This is a genomic window from Microvirga sp. P4_A5, assembly GCF_056402495.1.
This window is the reverse complement of the sequence record NZ_JBFUHH010000009.1, coordinates 65534-80150: the sequence shown is the minus strand read 5'-3', so window position 1 is coordinate 80150 and position 14617 is coordinate 65534. Positions and strand designations below refer to the sequence as shown.

Genomic DNA, 14617 nt, shown 5'->3' with positions numbered 1-14617 from the left:
GTGTTGAGCTGGCTCATGAGATCGCCCACTTTGCCGGGCGCCGCCCCCGTATCGCCGCCGCAATCGCTCGGGCCCAGCCAGAGGCCCCATTCGACACCCGAATGATAGGCGCCGAGGGCCGCGCTGGCGACGAAGATCAGCACCAGAAGATAGAGCCCCGCCCGCGTCCATTGGGCGGGAAGCACGGCGGCTGCGAGCGCCACCGGAATGCCCAGGTAATAGGGATAGCGCTGCTGCAGGCACAGCTTGCAGGGCTGGTAGCCCCAGCCATACTGGAACACGAGGGCGCCGCCGATGGTGGCTGCCGCGACGATTGCGATCGCAAGGGCCGCCTGCCGGAGAGTGAGCCGAGCCTGCATCGTCGTGTCCTCAGAACAGGTAGCGGAACGCCACGAAGCCGCCCACCAGCGCTATCACCGCGATCGCCGCCACGAGGTTGAAGTGCCGGTCGATGACGCCCTTGATGGCGAGACCATAGCGGGTCATCAGGAGGGCCACGATGAAGAAACGGGCTCCACGGGTCAGGGCGGAGAGCAGGATGAACCAGCCCAGGTGATAGCCGGCAAAGCCCGAGGTGATCGTCACCAGCTTGTAGGGGATGGGGGTGAGGCCCTTGAGCAGGATCACCCAATGCCCGTATTCGGCATAGGAATGCCGGAACGCCTCCGCGCCATCGGCGAGGCCGTAGAACTTGAACACCCAGACGCCGATGGAATCATACAGCAGGTAGCCGATCAGATAGCCGAGGATCCCGCCCACCACGGAGGCGACGGTGCAGATCAGCGCGTAGGACCAGGCCCGGTCCGGCCGGGCCAGCATCATCGGCACCAGCATCACGTCGGGCGGCACGGGAAAGAACGAGCTCTCGGCGAACGACACCAAAGCCAGCGCATACGGCGCCGAAGGCCGCGCGGCGAGCGACAGGGTCCAGTCGTATAGGCGTCTCAGCATCGTGGTCCGGGGGCTGTGCGGGAGGGAGGCCTCGCGACCTCGAAGCTCCTTTGAGCACAACCGGCCAGCCATGGCGAGAGGCAGCGGCGCCACGCCCAATGCGAGTTCGATTGACCGCCCCGCGCAAGCCATGTTACTCGGCTCCCGCGTTGCCCCTGTGGCGGAATTGGTAGACGCGCTCGACTCAAAATCGAGTTCCGCAAGGAGTGCTGGTTCGATTCCGGCCAGGGGCACCATCTTCCCGCTTAACCTCGACGATGCTCCGGCGCCGGATGCTGCGAGCAGCGCCACAATCCTCCCTATTCGGCTGTCGTCGGATCGATCATCGAGCGGATCTGCGAGATGCGGTCGGCCGGAAATCCGCCCAGCTTGGCGTGTTCGCGAATGAGGTCCTCGCTCGGAGCGCGGTAGACGCAATACATCTTGTCGTCGGTGACATAGCTGTGGACCCATTGGATTTCGGGCCCCAAGGCGCGCAGGGCGTCGCACGACGTGCGGGACGCACCTTTCATTTCCTCGGCAGTCTTGGTGCCGAGCCCGGGCATGTTTCGTTCGATCACGAATTGCGGCATGAGCGTTTCGCCGCGGCCCGCGGCGCCTCTCCTATGCGGCCATAAGCGGCCGGCAAGAAGGTTCTGCCCCCGGTGTCAGAGGAGCAAGTGCCCAAACGAGGTGCGGCTCTGAATCGCGCCCGCGGATAAAGCCTGCTTCGTACTTATTGTGGAGGCCCATTCCTGCACCCCGCCTTCTCCCGTCGACACTAGCTCACCGTCGAGACTTGCAAGCGACGCCGCGGATGTGGGAGAAGTCCGGTGTTGAAGTTAGGGCAGCCGTGTCTTCTCTCCTCTCCGTGCAGATACTGCGGGCTTTGGCCGCCACCATAGTGGTGCTGCATCACGTCCAGCTTAATCTCGTCCTCGGTTTCGGCCTGCCGAACGCGCTGCCTAACCTGTCGGTCGGGTCGGCGGGCGTGGACATTTTCTTCGGCATTTCCGGCTTCGTCATCGTGATCTCGTCCGACCGGCTGTTCGGGCAGCCGGGCGCGGCCAAGACCTTCATCATCCGTCGCCTGATCCGGATCGTGCCGCTCTACTGGGCCGTCACCATGCTGTATGTCGTGTCTCTCGGCGGAGGATACACCCTGGCTCACACGGCGGCCTCGTTCCTCTTCGTGCCCCTAGCAGCGCCCGGCGGCGCCATGCAGCCCCTCCACGTGGTGGGCTGGACTCTCAATTACGAGATGTTTTTCTACGCGCTCTTCGCCATGGCAATCGCGCTCCCTCGCCGGCTGGCCGTCTACGTGCTGATCGCGGTGATGATCGGGCTTGTTGCGGCCGGGCGCGTCATCCCGCCGGACAACGATCTCCTGACGTTCTGGACCCGGCCGATCATGCTGAATTTCGGTCTCGGCCTCGCCCTCGGCCTGGCGTACAGGCAGGGGATCCGCCTGCCTCGAAGCATCGCCTGCGGCATGATGGCGATGGCGGCCTTCCTGTTCTGGCGTCAGGTGGGCCAACCCTTTCCGTCTTCCTGGGGCCGGGTGATGGCCTATGGATTTCCAAGCGCGCTCCTCCTTGCGGGCGCGACCCTCGGCCGGTTCGGGCCCATCCCGCGGGGCGCTCGCAGCGTGGCCCTGGTCGGCGATGCGTCTTACGCGTTGTATCTCCTGCACCCCCTGGCACTATGGGGCTGCCGCATGGTTGCGCTCCGGCTCAAGCTCCCGGTGGAGGCGGCCCCCTGGAGCTACGCTACCGTCGTGACAGCGGCGTCCATCGCCCTATCGCTGATGGCCTACCGATTCTTCGATCGGCCGGTGACCGGCTGGCTTCGCCGCCGCTTCGTCTCGCGGCCGGCACCAGCCACTGCGTCCCTCTCGGGGACCGTTTCCTTACCGCAGGCGGGGTTCGACCCTGCGGCCCTGCGGCCGACCCCGATGGTCCCGCCAACCCACCCTTAATTGCCCCGGCGCGCAAGTTCTCACCTTCAGCGCGGTGATGTAAGGATTCGTGAAGGGGAGCGTCCCTCGGCGCGGTCCGGACCCGGTCGCGGCGCGCTGGATCGCGAGGCTTCCCGCGTGGTCTTGAAACACCGACGGATGCGTGACCGGAAAAATCCATGCCCRCCACCGCCGTCCTGGGAGAGCCGGTATGCTTGGCCAAAAGCTCGATTACGCGATCCTCCGACCGTTCACCCATTCCCGCTGCCTGAAGACCGAAGAAGAAATGGACGAGGCGGCATCGCGGGATGCCGATATCGACATCAGCCGGGCGATGGCGCGCCTCGACAAGCTGATGACTCGGCTGGACGGCGGATTGCCGATCAGCCCGGAGCTGCGCTACCTCGATGTGGGCTGCGGGCCGGGCGACATGACGCTGGCGCTCGCCCAGGCCGGATGCGGACACGTCACCGGCATCGACATGGTGGCCCGGTATGTCAAGCGCGGGCGGTTGGGGGCCCAGCAGCTTGGCCTCGCCGAGAGGGTCGATTTCGTCTGCGAGGACATTCACGACTGGCAGCCCAATGAGCGGTACGACGTGATCCTGTCCCATGAGGCACTGGAGCATATCAGCGATCCCCGCTCCCTCTTCCAGCAGCTCGACGATCTGCTGGCGCCCGGCGGTATCGTGGTGCTGGCCTTCGGCCCGCTTTTCCACTCTCCGGTGGGTGACCACATGGATGAGTTTTTTCGGATGCCGATTCCCTGGCGCGGCGCGCTGTTCTCCGAGGAGGCGATCCTTCGCCTGCGCCGCGAGCGTTATCGGCCGACCGACGCGGCAACCCGCTATCAGGACATTACGGGGGGACTCAACCTCATGCGGTATTCCGATTTTCTGCGGGATGTCGCCGATACGGGTTGGGAATTTCAGTTTCTCTCCGTCAATCCCGAACTCAAGCGCATCCGGCCGCTGTTCAATCTCTCCAGGGCCCTGGTGCGTGTGCCCGTTATCCGCGACTACTTCGCCACTTCGGTCTACGCAATTCTGAGGCGGCGGGCGTCCTGACGGGGCGGCGCCTGAGGACGCGTCATTCCGTGAGGATCCGCGCCGCCCGAAGCTTTTCGACGACGCTTTCCGCCATGTGGACACAGCGCGCGCCATCGAAGGGAAACGCCTCGGCGAAAGCGCCGGACAATTCGTTTTCGATGGCCGAGCGCATCAGCTTTCGTGCCCGGTGAAGCCGCGTCTTGACCGTCTCGATGCGGATCGCAAGGTACGACGCCGTTTCCTCGGTGCTCATGCCGTCCACATCCCGCATGACGAACACGACGCGAAAGGAATCGGGGAGCGTATCGATCGCCCGTTCGATGATGCCTCGGACCTGAACGCGCGCGAGTTCTCGCTCGGGGTTCGGCGGCGGCTGCGGAGAGGGGAACATGATCAGGCGCCCCCCCGTGCTGCTGTCCTGTATATCCACGGTTTCGAGCGGCGCGGTAGGCCGCCGACGGCGGACACGCGCCAGGGCCGCGTTGAAGGCAATGCGGGTAAGCCAGGTCGAGAGCTGCGCGTCGCCCCGAAACGCATGGAGATGGGTGAATGCCTGGACATAGGTCTCCTGTACGACGTCCTCCGCCTCGGCATCGTCGCGAATGACGGCACGCGCGACCCTGAACAGGCGCTGATTATGGCGCTGGACGAGAACCCGCACGGCGCCCCCGTCACCCTGCCGGGCCCGTTCGACCAATGGTTMGTCGGCCATGTTCGCAAGGGTCTCTCCTCCGGGCAGGGTTTCTCCTCCGGGCGCGGCGGCTTGGCTGCGGTTCATCACGGATTCGCCTCCTCGATAGCGCCGRCACGCTTCATGTGCGCCGGACTGTGCCGCTTCTCATGATGTCCTCGATGGCGGGAAACGCACGAAGGGCATCGTCCGGCACATCCTGCGCCTGATCCCCGGCCATTTTCCAGCCCGGCGGCTGCGGCGAACCGACGACGATGCGTCCGACCATTCCCGCATGCTCATGTGGCACGCAGTAATAATCGTAAATTCCAGGATGTCGGAAGGTGACGGAGAACGTCTCATCCGGCAGGAGATAGTCGGAATTCCAGGGTTTCACGCCATCGGGCATCCGGCGCGGGCGGTCGAAATTCGCCGGGTGATAGGCCGTCGCCGTGTGGGAGTTTCCGGGATCGCGGTTGATCCAGCGGATCGTCTGACCCGGGCGGATGAGGATGCCGACCGGGTCGAACCATACCTGCGATCCGTCTGCGCGGCCTTGCATCCCGATTGCCACCGTGTCGCCGGCTTTCGCAAGAAACGGGGCGGCGGCGACAAGCCCGCCGCCTCCCCACAGGATCTGGCGTCGGGTGAATTTCATTTGGCGACCCGCGCTTCGTCGGCCTTCGAGACATGCCAGAGCACCAGATGAGCGTGGGGCTTCTCGACGCCGGGATGTCCCGCGTTGAAATAGATGTCCACGTGGTCGACATTGCCGCCCGGAGCCGACAAATCGTCGAAACGCTTGTTCGGATTGAGGTCCTCGACCGGCACCATGTAGATGGTGCTCACAAGCCTGCCATCATGATCGTAGGCGAGGAACGGGCCTGCCGGCAGCGTGGCCGGATCGACGAAGAGCTGGCCCATGCCGGGCAGAAAGTCGGGCAGCTTTACGAGTTTACTCACCTGCTGATAGGCGCCTTTCGGGGGCGATTTCGCAACGGTGGCGGGGACTTCGTGCGCGAGTGCCGGAAAAGATCCGACCAGAAGCGTCATGAAGGCGAGGGAAATCGGTCGCATGGGAGGCTCTCCGTGCTGCACCCGCCCCGTGGCGGGTCGTCAACACATTGGAGAATGCGAGCGCGCAAAGGTTCCCGGAATTCCACCGGCGCGCCAACCGGAGCCGGCAGCGCCATTTCGGCGCCTTTGGCTAATCCTGACGGGCCATCTCGGCGAGATCGCTAAAGGCCGCCACGACGTTCTCATAGACCGGTCGCTTGAACGGGATGATCAGTTCGGGAAGCCGCTCCATGGCCTCCCACCGCCACTCGTCGAATTCGGGTTTGTGCCGCCCGCCGCCGGGCTGCTGGACGTTGATCTCGTCCTCATCGCCCTCAAAGCGGAACGCGAACCAGCGTTGGGTCTGGCCGCGATAGCGGCCGCGCCAGGCACGCCCCGCGACCACGGAGGGGAGGTCGTAGGAATACCACTCGGGCGCTTCGGCCAAGGGAATCACCGAGCGGACGCTGGTTTCCTCGTAGAGTTCGCGCAACGCAGCCTGATAGGGGTCCTCGCCCGGATCGATGCCCCCTTGCGGCATCTGCCACGCATAGGCCGCCGTGGCGTCGTGGGGATTGGGCTCGGAACGACGGCGGCCGATGAAGACGCGGCCGGCCTTGTTGAGAAGCATGACACCGACGCAGGAACGGTAGGGAAGCTCCCTGAGCTGCTGTCCTCTGCCGCTTCTCATTCCAACACCACCTTCCTGCGCAACCGGACGAGATTACCGGCGCCGCGGAATGTTCGCGGCGGGGCGGTCCCACGTTTCTCACATCCCGAGAGATTGACCCCTCGGGCTGCCTTTCACAAGCCTTTCCGTTGCGTCCGGTTCGATCCGATACAAAAGACCCGGCGGTGCGGGACCGCCGGGTCGATGTCTCAAACCTTCGCGAAGCCGGGCGATCGGCTCAGTTGGCGGGCGCAGGCGCCGTCGCGTTGGCCGCGCCCTTGCGAACGCCATGCAGGAAGTCGTAGGCGGCGAGGAGCTGCTTGTCCTTGGTCGGATCCGGCGGCACATAAGCCGACGAGCCGCCCCGCTCCTCCTTGTCGCCGCCGTTCTGCAGGTGGCCGCGAAGGCCCGCTTCGCCCTTGGTCTCATCCTTGCCCTTGAGCTCGTCCGGGACGTCCTGCAGCACCTCGGTATCCGGGTCGATGCCCTTGGCCTGGATCGAGCGGCCGGACGGGGTGAAGTAGCGGGCCGTCGTCAGTCGCACGGCGCCATTGCCACCGAGCGGAATGATGGTCTGCACCGAGCCCTTGCCGAACGAGCGCGTGCCGAGGACGGTCGCGCGCTTGTGATCCTGCAGGGCGCCGGCCACGATCTCGGAGGCCGATGCGGAGCCGCCATTGACGAGGACCACCAGGGGCTTGCCCTTGGTCAGATCGCCCGACTTGGCGTTGAAGCGCTGGGTATCTTCGGCGTTCCGGCTCCGGGTCGAGACGATCTCGCCCCGGTCGAGGAACGCATCCGACACCATGATGGCCTGGTCGAGAAGGCCGCCCGGGTTGTTGCGCAGGTCGATGACGAAGCCCGACAGCTTGTCGGCGCCGATATCCGAGGTCAGCTTCTCGATGCTGCTGCGAAGGCCCTCGTAGGTCTGCTCGTTGAACTGGGTGATCCGCAAGACGCCGATATCGCCCTCGACCCGGGCCCGCACCGGGCGGACCTTGATCATCTCACGGGTGAGCTTGATCTCGAGCGGCTCCTTGGCTTCCTTGCGCTGGATCTTCAGCGTCACCGCCGAGTTGATCGGGCCGCGCATCTTGTCGACGGCCTGGTTGAGATTCAGTCCCTGAACCTGCTCGCCATTGATCTGCGTGATCACGTCGTTGGCCAGAATGCCGGCGCGCGACGCCGGGGTATCGTCGATGGGGGTGACGACCTTCACCAGGCCGTCTTCCATCGTCACCTCGATGCCGAGGCCGCCGAATTCGCCACGGGTCTGAACCTGCATGTCGCGGAAGCTCTTGGCGTCCATATAGCTCGAATGGGGATCGAGTGAGGTCAGCATTCCGTTGATGGCCGATTCGACCAGCTTGGATTCCTCAGGCTTCTCCACGTAATCGGTGCGGATCTTTTCGAACACATCGCCGAAAAGGCTGAGTTGCCGATAGGTGTCCGCCGAGGCCGCGACCGCGCTGGTCGAGGACAGCAACGTGGTCTGCGATACCATCGTGGCACCGCCGGCGCCCACGAGGGCGCCGAGAATGAGAAGGGACACTTTGCGCATTACCCGCGAACCTTTTCGCTTTGCGATTTCGCCCACCATGGACCTGGATCGATCGAACCGCCGTCTTTCCTGAACTCTACATAGAGAACCGGGGCGTTCTTTTCTACACTGCTTCCCGCGAGCGACACGAGAGAAGTTTCCCCCATGGTCGCTACAGGCTCGCCGGCGAGCACGAATTGCCCGACGTCGACGTTGATTTGGTCCATTCCGGCTAACAACAGATAATACCCTCCGCCCGCATTGATGATCAAGAGTCGTCCGTAGGACCGGAAGGGGCCGGCGAACGCCACCCACCCATCTGCCGGGGAGACAATGGCGGCTTTGGGGCGCGTATTGATGGAAATTCCCCGCGTGGTGCCACCATAACCATCCGACGCGCCGAACTCCCGTGCCACATCGCCGCTGACCGGACGCGGCAACTGCCCGCGCGCCTCCGCGAAGGGAACTTTCGGGGCAAGGCGGGCGGGATCGCGGAAAGCCGCCTGGGCGAATTGCTCCCGGGCCTGCTTTTCCTGCGCTTCCGCCGCCTTCCGCGCCTCCTCGGCGGCCTTCTGGGCGCCCAGGATTTCCTTCTCCATCCGGTCGATCAACTCTTTGAGAGTTCCAGCCTGACGCGCCAGTTCGGTGGCCTTGCCGCGCTCGGACCCCAGCGATTTTTCGACTTCGGCGATTCGGCCCTGCCGCGCGTCGATGAGGGCCGACAATCGGTCCTGCTCGGCATTGAGCGCCGCCAGCTCCTTGCCGAGCGACCCGCGATCCGTCGCGATGGCATTCTTGAGGCGGACCAATTCGGCGAGATCGGTGGCGAGAATTTCGGCCTCGACCCGAAGCTCGGGCAGGACCGCTCCGAGAAGGATGGATGCGCGAACGGCCTCCAGCATGTCCTCCGGCCGCACCAGCACCGCCGGCGGCGGACGACGTCCCATGCGTTGCAGGGCTGCGAAAACTTCGATGATCACCCCCCGGCGGCTTTCGAGAGAGCGCCGGATGGCCGCCTCGCTGGCGACCAGCGTCTTGAGGCGCTCTTCCAGCTCGTGGATCCGGTCCTCGGTCTCGCGAACGCGGGTGGCCGTATCGATCAGGGCGGTGTTGAGCTTGGCGCGGTCGGTCCGGATCTCGGCGATTTCCGTCTCCAACTGCTTGTTGGCCTTCGCGCTCGCCGCCATGGCCTCCTCGAGCGCGCGCAAGTCCTTCTCGCGCTGGGTCTTCTGCTCAAGCGTCTCGCCCGCCACTGGGGGCGGCGCTGGCTGGATCTGCCGGTTCGCCGGCGCCTGCTGGGCGGCGGACGGAGCGCCGCTTGCGAGCCATGCGACCGCCGCGAGGGCCGGGATCAGAAAAAATGAAGGTCGCGTCATGCCTCAGGAATCATCATGTCCGGCCCGATGATAAGGGTGACCGGCGATGATTGTCAGTGCCCGATAAAGTTGTTCGGCCACGAGGGCCCGCACGATCTGATGCGGCATGGTCAGGGCACCGAAGGAGACGACCAGCTTGGCGCGCTGGAGGATTTGGGGATCGAGCCCGTCCGGGCCGCCGATGACGCAGGCAAGACCAGCCATGCCGTCGTCCCGCCACTGCCGGATACACCCGGCGAACGCGTCGCTCGTGGGGCTCTTGCCCCGCTCGTCGAAGACGATGAGGGCCGAATCTCCGGCGCGATCCGATATGGCGGCGGCCTCTTCGGCGCGCCGGTCATCCTCGCGACGCGCCCGGCTCTCGGGAAACTCGACGATGTCCAGTCCCGTAAATCCGAGATTACGCCCGAGGCCCTCGATGCGTTGCCGATAGCGCTCGACAAGCTCCCGCTCAGGGCCGCTTTTCAGACGGCCCACGGCCAGCAAGCTCAACCGCAACGCCGTCAGCCTTCGTCAGCTGACGTGGTCTTGAGGACGGTCGGCGCCCCACATCTTCTCGAGGTTGTAGAAACCACGCACCTCGGGACGGAAAATATGGATCAGGACGTCGCCTGCATCGATCAACACCCAGTCGCAGGCCGGCATGCCCTCGACCCGCGCATTTCCGAAGCCCCTGTCCTTGAGCTCCTTGATCACGCGATCGGCAATCGCACCCACATGGCGGTGCGAGCGGCCGGATGTCACGAACATGGTGTCTGCGATGGAGGTTTTGCCTGCGAGGTCCAACTCGACCGTGTTTTCGGCCTTCATGTCCTCAAGGCAAGCCAGGGCGACGGCCCGGATATCCTCATCAAGCGGAGCATCCGCTCCGGAGAGAGGGGGAGGCGAATTCAGATTCGCCTCAAGCGGAGAAAGACGGTTCAGGTTCAAGTCCTTTCAAGCAGCGCGCCACCGCGCTGTGATCTTAAGATAGTGCGGAACGGCACGGTATTTCAACGGGCGCGGGCGGAAGAACTTCGTCGCAGGCGCCGCAGCTCCGTCGAAGAGGCGTAAGAGCGGGGTCCGTGGATGAAGGTCCAGGCGGGCGGCCGCAGCATGGGCAGGGCCGCTGCCGACCCTTCATCGACCTGTGCGAAGGCCAATGCGGCAGCCGCGCGAGAATGGGTCGCTTTGAGCGTCCAGCCCGGCCGGTCGATCACCGCGATGGGCATCATCCGGGCGATTTCCCGCCAGCCGCGCCACCGATGGAAGCCCGCGAGATTGTCCGCACCCATGATCCAGACGAAATCGACCCCCGGATAGCGGCGCTTGAGAAAGGCCAGCGTATCGACCGTGTAGCGGGATCCGACCGCTTGTTCGAAATCGGTCACATCGATGCGCGGATGAGCGCTCACCTCCCGCGCATCCGCCACACGCTCCGCCAGGGAAGCGAGCTCCCCGGTCGATTTGAGTGGATTTCCCGGCGTGACGATCCACCAGACCCGGTCGAGCCCAAGGCGCTTCAGCGCCAACAGACTCACCAGCCGATGGCCCTCATGGGCCGGGTTGAACGACCCGCCATAGAGGCCGATCCGCATGCCCCGGGTGGCGCGCGGCAGGCGCGCGAGACCGGATGGCTGGATTCTGAATCGTCCCGAGGCAAGCATCACGGGCGCGTCTGACCCGTGCCGCGAACCCGGTATTTGAACGACGTGAGCTGCTCGACGCCGACGGGGCCCCGGGCATGCATGCGTCCGGTGGCAATCCCGATCTCGGCCCCGAACCCGAACTCGCCCCCATCGGCGAATTGCGTCGAGGCGTTGTGCAGCACGATGGCGGAATCCACCTCCGCGAGGAACCGCTCCGCCGCCGCATGGTCGTCGGTCACGATGCAATCCGTGTGGTGGGACCCGTAGCTCTCGATATGCGCGATGGCGCCCGCCAAATCGTCGACGACCCGGACGGCGATGATGGCGTCGAGATATTCGGTGCGCCAATCCTCCTCGGTTGCCGGAGACACGCGCGTATCCGCCGCCTGCGTCGCCTCGTCGCCTCGCACGGCGCAGCCGGCCTCGATGAGCGTCGCGATCAGCGGCGCGAGATGCGTCTTGGCGCAGGCGCGATCGACCAGAAGCGTCTCGGCCGACCCACAGACGCCCGTTCGCCGCATCTTCGCGTTGCGCACGATATCGCGGGCCATCGCCAGATCGGCATTGCGATCCACGAAGACATGGCAGAGGCCCTCGAGGTGGGCGAAGACCGGGACCCGCGCCTCGCTCTGCACCCGTGCCACCAGGCTCTTGCCGCCTCGCGGGACGATGACGTCGATGGCGCCGTCGAGGCCCGCCAGCATGGCGCCGACGGCGGCGCGGTCCCGGGTGGGCACGAGCTGGATGGCATCGGGGGGAAGTCCCGCCTCCTTCAATCCCTCGCCCATCGCGTCCGCGATGAGGCGCGATGTGCGGTAGCTGTCGGAACCGGCGCGCAGGATGGCGGCGTTCCCTGCCTTGAGGCAGAGGGCGCCGGCATCGGCCGTCACGTTGGGGCGGCTCTCGAAGATCACCCCGATGACGCCGAGCGGTGTCGCCACCCGCTCGATCGWCAAGCCGTTGGGGCGGTCGAAGCGCGCGAGGGTCCGACCCACCGGATCCGRCAGGGCCGCGATGCTCTCGATCGCCGCCGCGATATCTTCAAGGCGCTGGCGATCGAGCGCCAGCCGGTCAAGGAAGGAACCCGCAAGGCCCTTGCGGCTGGCATCGGCGACGTCGAGCGCATTCGCCTCGAGAATGGCGCCCTCCCGCTGCCGGAGCGCTCTCGCCATCGCATGAAGCGCGGCATTCTTCTGATCCGTGCTCGCCAACCCGATGCGGCGCGCGGCCGCCCGGGCGCGGCGCCCGAGATCGGCCATGAGGGCTGACATATCCCGTCCATCGAGCGAAGTCGCAAGTTCGGCGGGGGAATCATCACCGCGAGGCCGGGCCCCGCCCATGGTGAGTGTCGTTTGCATATCCGGGTCCCAGAGATCGTCGGGCAAGTCCATAGCACGCCCGGCCGCCGAAGAGCCAAGCCCATCTCCCAGCGGAGTGCGGGCTGGCAACGACATCGAGAGTGCCGCCTCGCCCGCTCCTCGATCTGCCGGCACGCGGCTCACTCGCCGAGTGCGACGAGCGCCATGTCGTCCCGGTGCACCATCTCGGCGCGGCCCGGATAACCGAGGATCGCCTCGATCTCGCGGCTGGGACGGCCGACGATGCGCGCCGCCTCCTCGGCGTCGTACGCCACAAGGCCCCGCCCGAGGATGCGTTCGTCGTCGCGGATCGTCACCGCATCGCCCCTGGCGAAGGCGCCTTCCACGCGTCGGACGCCCACCGGCAGGAGGCTTGCCCCGGTCTGGAGGGCGCGCATCGCACCGGCATCCACGTAAAGGGTGCCGCGAGGCTCCAGCGCGCCGGCGATCCATGTCTTGCGGGCGGTGGCGGGGTTCGACGGGGTGAGGAACCACGTGCACACCCCTCCTTCGGCGATCCGCTTCAGCGGGTTCTTCACCCGGCCATCCGCGATGATCATATGGGTGCCGCCGGCGGTCGCGATCTTGGCCGCCTCGACCTTGGTTCGCATGCCGCCGCGCGACAATTCCGATGCGGCGCCGCCTGCCATGGATTCGATCGAAGGGGTGATGTGCTCGACGACCGGAATATGGCGCGCGTCGGGATCCGATGCGGGCGGCGCCGAATAGAGACCGTCGATATCGGAGAACAGGACCAGCAGGTCCGCGCCGATCATCGTGGCGACGCGGGCCGCCAGGCGGTCATTGTCGCCATAGCGGATCTCGCTCGTCGCCACCGTGTCGTTCTCGTTGACGACCGGCACGGCGCGCATTTCCAGCAGTTTCAGGATCGTGGCCCGGGCATTGAGGTAGCGCCGGCGCTGCTCGGTATCGGCGAGCGTCACGAGAATCTGGCCCGCCGCGATGCTGTGATGGGCGAGCACCTCCGACCAGACCCGCGCGAGCGCGATCTGGCCCACCGCCGCCGCCGCCTGGCTTTCCTCGAGTTTCAGCGCGCCGGTCGGAAGGCCCAGAACCGTGCGCCCCATGGCGATGGCACCCGACGACACCACCAGGACGTCGACGCCGCTTGCGTGAAGATCGGCGATGTCCTCCGCAAGGGCGGCGAGCCAGGCATGTTTCAGCCGGCCCCGGCCGCGATCGACCAGGAGCGAGGAGCCCACCTTCAGCACCACGCGCTTGAACTGATGCAGGGCCGGTGTCGTCACGGATGCCATTCCTCTTGGGCCACCGCCTCTTTCTCTTCCCGCTTGGCGGCGTCGATCACATTGAGCAACGCCTGCAGGATCTCCTGGACGCCCTGGCCCGAGGCCGCGGATATCACCGCCGGGGTCTTCTTGGACGCCCGCTTCAGCCGGGCCACCTGTTCCTTCAGTGTCTCGGGATCGAGCGCATCGGCCTTGGACAGCGCGACGATTTCGGGCTTGTCGGCGAGGCCGTGGCCATAGGCCTCGATCTCGTGCCGCACGGTCTTGTAGGCTTTCCCAGCGTGCTCGCTGGTGCCGTCCACGAGATGGAGCAGCACGCGGCAGCGTTCCACATGGCTCAGGAAGCGGTCGCCCAGCCCGATGCCTTCGGACGCGCCCTCGATGAGGCCCGGGATGTCGGCGAGCACGAATTCCCGCGAATAGGCCCGCACCACCCCAAGCCCCGGATAAAGCGTCGTGAAGGGGTAATCGGCAATCTTGGGCTTCGCGGCGGTGACGGTTGCGAGAAATGTCGACTTGCCGGCATTGGGCAGACCGACGAGGCCCGCATCCGCGATCAGCTTCAGGCGGAGGACCATCCAACGCTCCTGGCCTTCGAGGCCCGGATTGGCGCGCCGGGGCGCACGGTTGGTGGAGGTGGTGAAATACGCGTTGCCGAAGCCGCCATTGCCGCCCTTGGCGAGGAGTATCCTCTGCCCGATAGTGGTCATGTCGGCGATGACCGTCTCGCCGTCCTCGTCGAGGATCTCGGTGCCGGCCGGCACTTTGAGGACCACATCGAGGCCCTTGGCGCCGTGACGGTTCTTGCCCATCCCGTGCTCGCCCTTCTTGGCCTTGAAGTGCTGCTGGTACCGGTAGTCGATGAGGGTGTTGAGGCCCTCGACGCATTCGGCCCACACATCGCCGCCGCGCCCGCCGTCACCGCCGTCGGGACCGCCGAATTCGATGAACTTTTCCCGGCGAAACGAGATGCAGCCCGCACCGCCGTCGCCCGAACGAATATAGATCTTGGCTTGATCGAGAAATTTCATGGTCCGCAACCTTTACGGGACAAGGCCAGCGGGAGCAACGCGGGCGCCAGGAGCGGGCGCTCCCTCGACAGACGGGAGCGCCCCT

General features: G+C 65.7%; 17 protein-coding genes and 1 tRNA gene. 3 read left to right on the top strand and 15 right to left on the bottom strand.

The window, feature by feature from the left end:
• The coding region (locus AC1DVM_RS05185; protein WP_477252588.1) for a disulfide bond formation protein B at positions 1–359 on the bottom strand (359 nt) is incomplete at its 3' end.
• A gap of 10 nt (positions 360–369) precedes the next feature.
• Entirely contained in the window at positions 370–951 is a 582-nt protein-coding gene (locus AC1DVM_RS05180; protein ID WP_477252586.1) for a YqaA family protein, read from the bottom strand.
• A 151-nt stretch (positions 952–1102) separates the two neighbouring features.
• On the opposite strand from AC1DVM_RS05180, the gene AC1DVM_RS05175 reads away from it, so the two are divergent.
• Positions 1103–1187, top strand: a tRNA-Leu gene (locus AC1DVM_RS05175).
• A gap of 63 nt (positions 1188–1250) precedes the next feature.
• Here the strand turns inward: AC1DVM_RS05175 and AC1DVM_RS05170 are convergent.
• Positions 1251–1523, bottom strand: a complete 273-nt coding sequence (locus tag AC1DVM_RS05170) for a DUF4242 domain-containing protein (RefSeq protein WP_477252585.1) — start codon at positions 1521–1523, stop codon at positions 1251–1253.
• A 260-nt stretch (positions 1524–1783) separates the two neighbouring features.
• Between AC1DVM_RS05170 and AC1DVM_RS05165 the strand changes: the two genes are divergently transcribed.
• Both AC1DVM_RS05165 and AC1DVM_RS05160 read left to right on the top strand, forming a co-directional pair.
• On the top strand, positions 1784–2908 hold the full coding sequence (locus AC1DVM_RS05165; RefSeq protein WP_477252584.1) for an acyltransferase family protein: 1125 nt from the start codon (positions 1784–1786) through the stop codon (positions 2906–2908).
• 190 nt (positions 2909–3098) lie between these two features.
• Positions 3099–3953, top strand: a complete 855-nt coding sequence (locus AC1DVM_RS05160) for a class I SAM-dependent methyltransferase (protein WP_477252583.1) — start codon at positions 3099–3101, stop codon at positions 3951–3953.
• 22 nt (positions 3954–3975) lie between these two features.
• Here AC1DVM_RS05160 and AC1DVM_RS05155 read toward each other — a convergent pair whose 3' ends face one another.
• From AC1DVM_RS05155 to obgE, 12 genes are all read right to left on the bottom strand, one after another.
• Positions 3976–4713, bottom strand: coding sequence for an RNA polymerase sigma factor (locus tag AC1DVM_RS05155; protein ID WP_477252581.1), 738 nt, complete (start codon positions 4711–4713; stop codon positions 3976–3978).
• Between the two features lie 34 nt (positions 4714–4747).
• Positions 4748–5263, bottom strand: a complete 516-nt coding sequence (locus AC1DVM_RS05150) for a plastocyanin/azurin family copper-binding protein (protein ID WP_477252579.1) — start codon at positions 5261–5263, stop codon at positions 4748–4750.
• Positions 5260–5682 (bottom strand): DUF5602 domain-containing protein, encoded by a 423-nt coding sequence (locus AC1DVM_RS05145; RefSeq protein ID WP_477252577.1) that lies wholly within the window; start codon positions 5680–5682, stop codon positions 5260–5262. The genes AC1DVM_RS05150 and AC1DVM_RS05145 overlap by 4 nt, the downstream gene beginning before the upstream one ends.
• Positions 5683–5812: 130 nt before the next feature.
• On the bottom strand, positions 5813–6352 hold the full coding sequence (locus tag AC1DVM_RS05140) for an RNA pyrophosphohydrolase (protein ID WP_477252575.1): 540 nt from the start codon (positions 6350–6352) through the stop codon (positions 5813–5815).
• 217 nt (positions 6353–6569) lie between these two features.
• Complete coding sequence (locus AC1DVM_RS05135) at positions 6570–7892, bottom strand: S41 family peptidase (protein ID WP_477252574.1); 1323 nt, start codon at positions 7890–7892, stop codon at positions 6570–6572.
• On the bottom strand, positions 7892–9247 hold the full coding sequence (locus AC1DVM_RS05130) for a murein hydrolase activator EnvC family protein (RefSeq protein WP_477252572.1): 1356 nt from the start codon (positions 9245–9247) through the stop codon (positions 7892–7894). The genes AC1DVM_RS05135 and AC1DVM_RS05130 overlap by 1 nt, the downstream gene beginning before the upstream one ends.
• Before the next feature lie 3 nt (positions 9248–9250).
• Positions 9251–9745, bottom strand: coding sequence for a 23S rRNA (pseudouridine(1915)-N(3))-methyltransferase RlmH (rlmH, locus tag AC1DVM_RS05125; protein ID WP_477252570.1), 495 nt, complete (start codon positions 9743–9745; stop codon positions 9251–9253).
• Positions 9746–9760: 15 nt separating this feature from the next.
• On the bottom strand, positions 9761–10090 hold the full coding sequence (rsfS, locus tag AC1DVM_RS05120; protein WP_477252598.1) for a ribosome silencing factor: 330 nt from the start codon (positions 10088–10090) through the stop codon (positions 9761–9763).
• A 149-nt stretch (positions 10091–10239) separates the two neighbouring features.
• Positions 10240–10893 carry a nicotinate-nucleotide adenylyltransferase gene (locus tag AC1DVM_RS05115; protein ID WP_477252596.1) on the bottom strand — a complete coding sequence of 218 codons (654 nt, stop codon included), beginning with the start codon at positions 10891–10893 and terminating at the stop codon, positions 10240–10242.
• Entirely contained in the window at positions 10893–12146 is a 1254-nt protein-coding gene (locus AC1DVM_RS05110) for a glutamate-5-semialdehyde dehydrogenase (protein WP_477252595.1), read from the bottom strand. Before AC1DVM_RS05110 ends, AC1DVM_RS05115 begins: the two co-directional genes overlap by 1 nt.
• A 227-nt stretch (positions 12147–12373) precedes the next feature.
• On the bottom strand, positions 12374–13510 hold the full coding sequence (gene proB / locus AC1DVM_RS05105) for a glutamate 5-kinase (protein WP_477252568.1): 1137 nt from the start codon (positions 13508–13510) through the stop codon (positions 12374–12376).
• Complete coding sequence (gene obgE / locus AC1DVM_RS05100; protein ID WP_477252566.1) at positions 13498–14532, bottom strand: GTPase ObgE; 1035 nt, start codon at positions 14530–14532, stop codon at positions 13498–13500. The genes proB and obgE overlap by 13 nt, the downstream gene beginning before the upstream one ends.
• Positions 14533–14617 lie beyond the last annotated feature (85 nt).

Excerpts from the sequence above, each read along its gene's own strand:
- AC1DVM_RS05180 (WP_477252586.1), bottom strand. The coding sequence starts at position 951 with ATGCTGAGACGCCTATACGACTGGACCCTGTCGCTCGCCGCGCGGCCT.
- AC1DVM_RS05170 (WP_477252585.1), bottom strand. The coding sequence starts at position 1,523 with ATGCCGCAATTCGTGATCGAACGAAACATGCCCGGGCTCGGCACCAAG.
- AC1DVM_RS05160 (WP_477252583.1), top strand. The coding sequence starts at position 3,099 with ATGCTTGGCCAAAAGCTCGATTACGCGATCCTCCGACCGTTCACCCAT.
- AC1DVM_RS05150 (WP_477252579.1), bottom strand. The coding sequence starts at position 5,263 with ATGAAATTCACCCGACGCCAGATCCTGTGGGGAGGCGGCGGGCTTGTC.
- AC1DVM_RS05145 (WP_477252577.1), bottom strand. The coding sequence starts at position 5,682 with ATGCGACCGATTTCCCTCGCCTTCATGACGCTTCTGGTCGGATCTTTT.
- AC1DVM_RS05140 (WP_477252575.1), bottom strand. The coding sequence starts at position 6,352 with ATGAGAAGCGGCAGAGGACAGCAGCTCAGGGAGCTTCCCTACCGTTCC.
- AC1DVM_RS05135 (WP_477252574.1), bottom strand. The coding sequence starts at position 7,892 with ATGCGCAAAGTGTCCCTTCTCATTCTCGGCGCCCTCGTGGGCGCCGGC.
- AC1DVM_RS05130 (WP_477252572.1), bottom strand. The coding sequence starts at position 9,247 with ATGACGCGACCTTCATTTTTTCTGATCCCGGCCCTCGCGGCGGTCGCA.
- AC1DVM_RS05115 (WP_477252596.1), bottom strand. The coding sequence starts at position 10,893 with ATGCTTGCCTCGGGACGATTCAGAATCCAGCCATCCGGTCTCGCGCGC.
- proB (WP_477252568.1), bottom strand. The coding sequence starts at position 13,510 with ATGGCATCCGTGACGACACCGGCCCTGCATCAGTTCAAGCGCGTGGTG.
- obgE (WP_477252566.1), bottom strand. The coding sequence starts at position 14,532 with ATGAAATTTCTCGATCAAGCCAAGATCTATATTCGTTCGGGCGACGGC.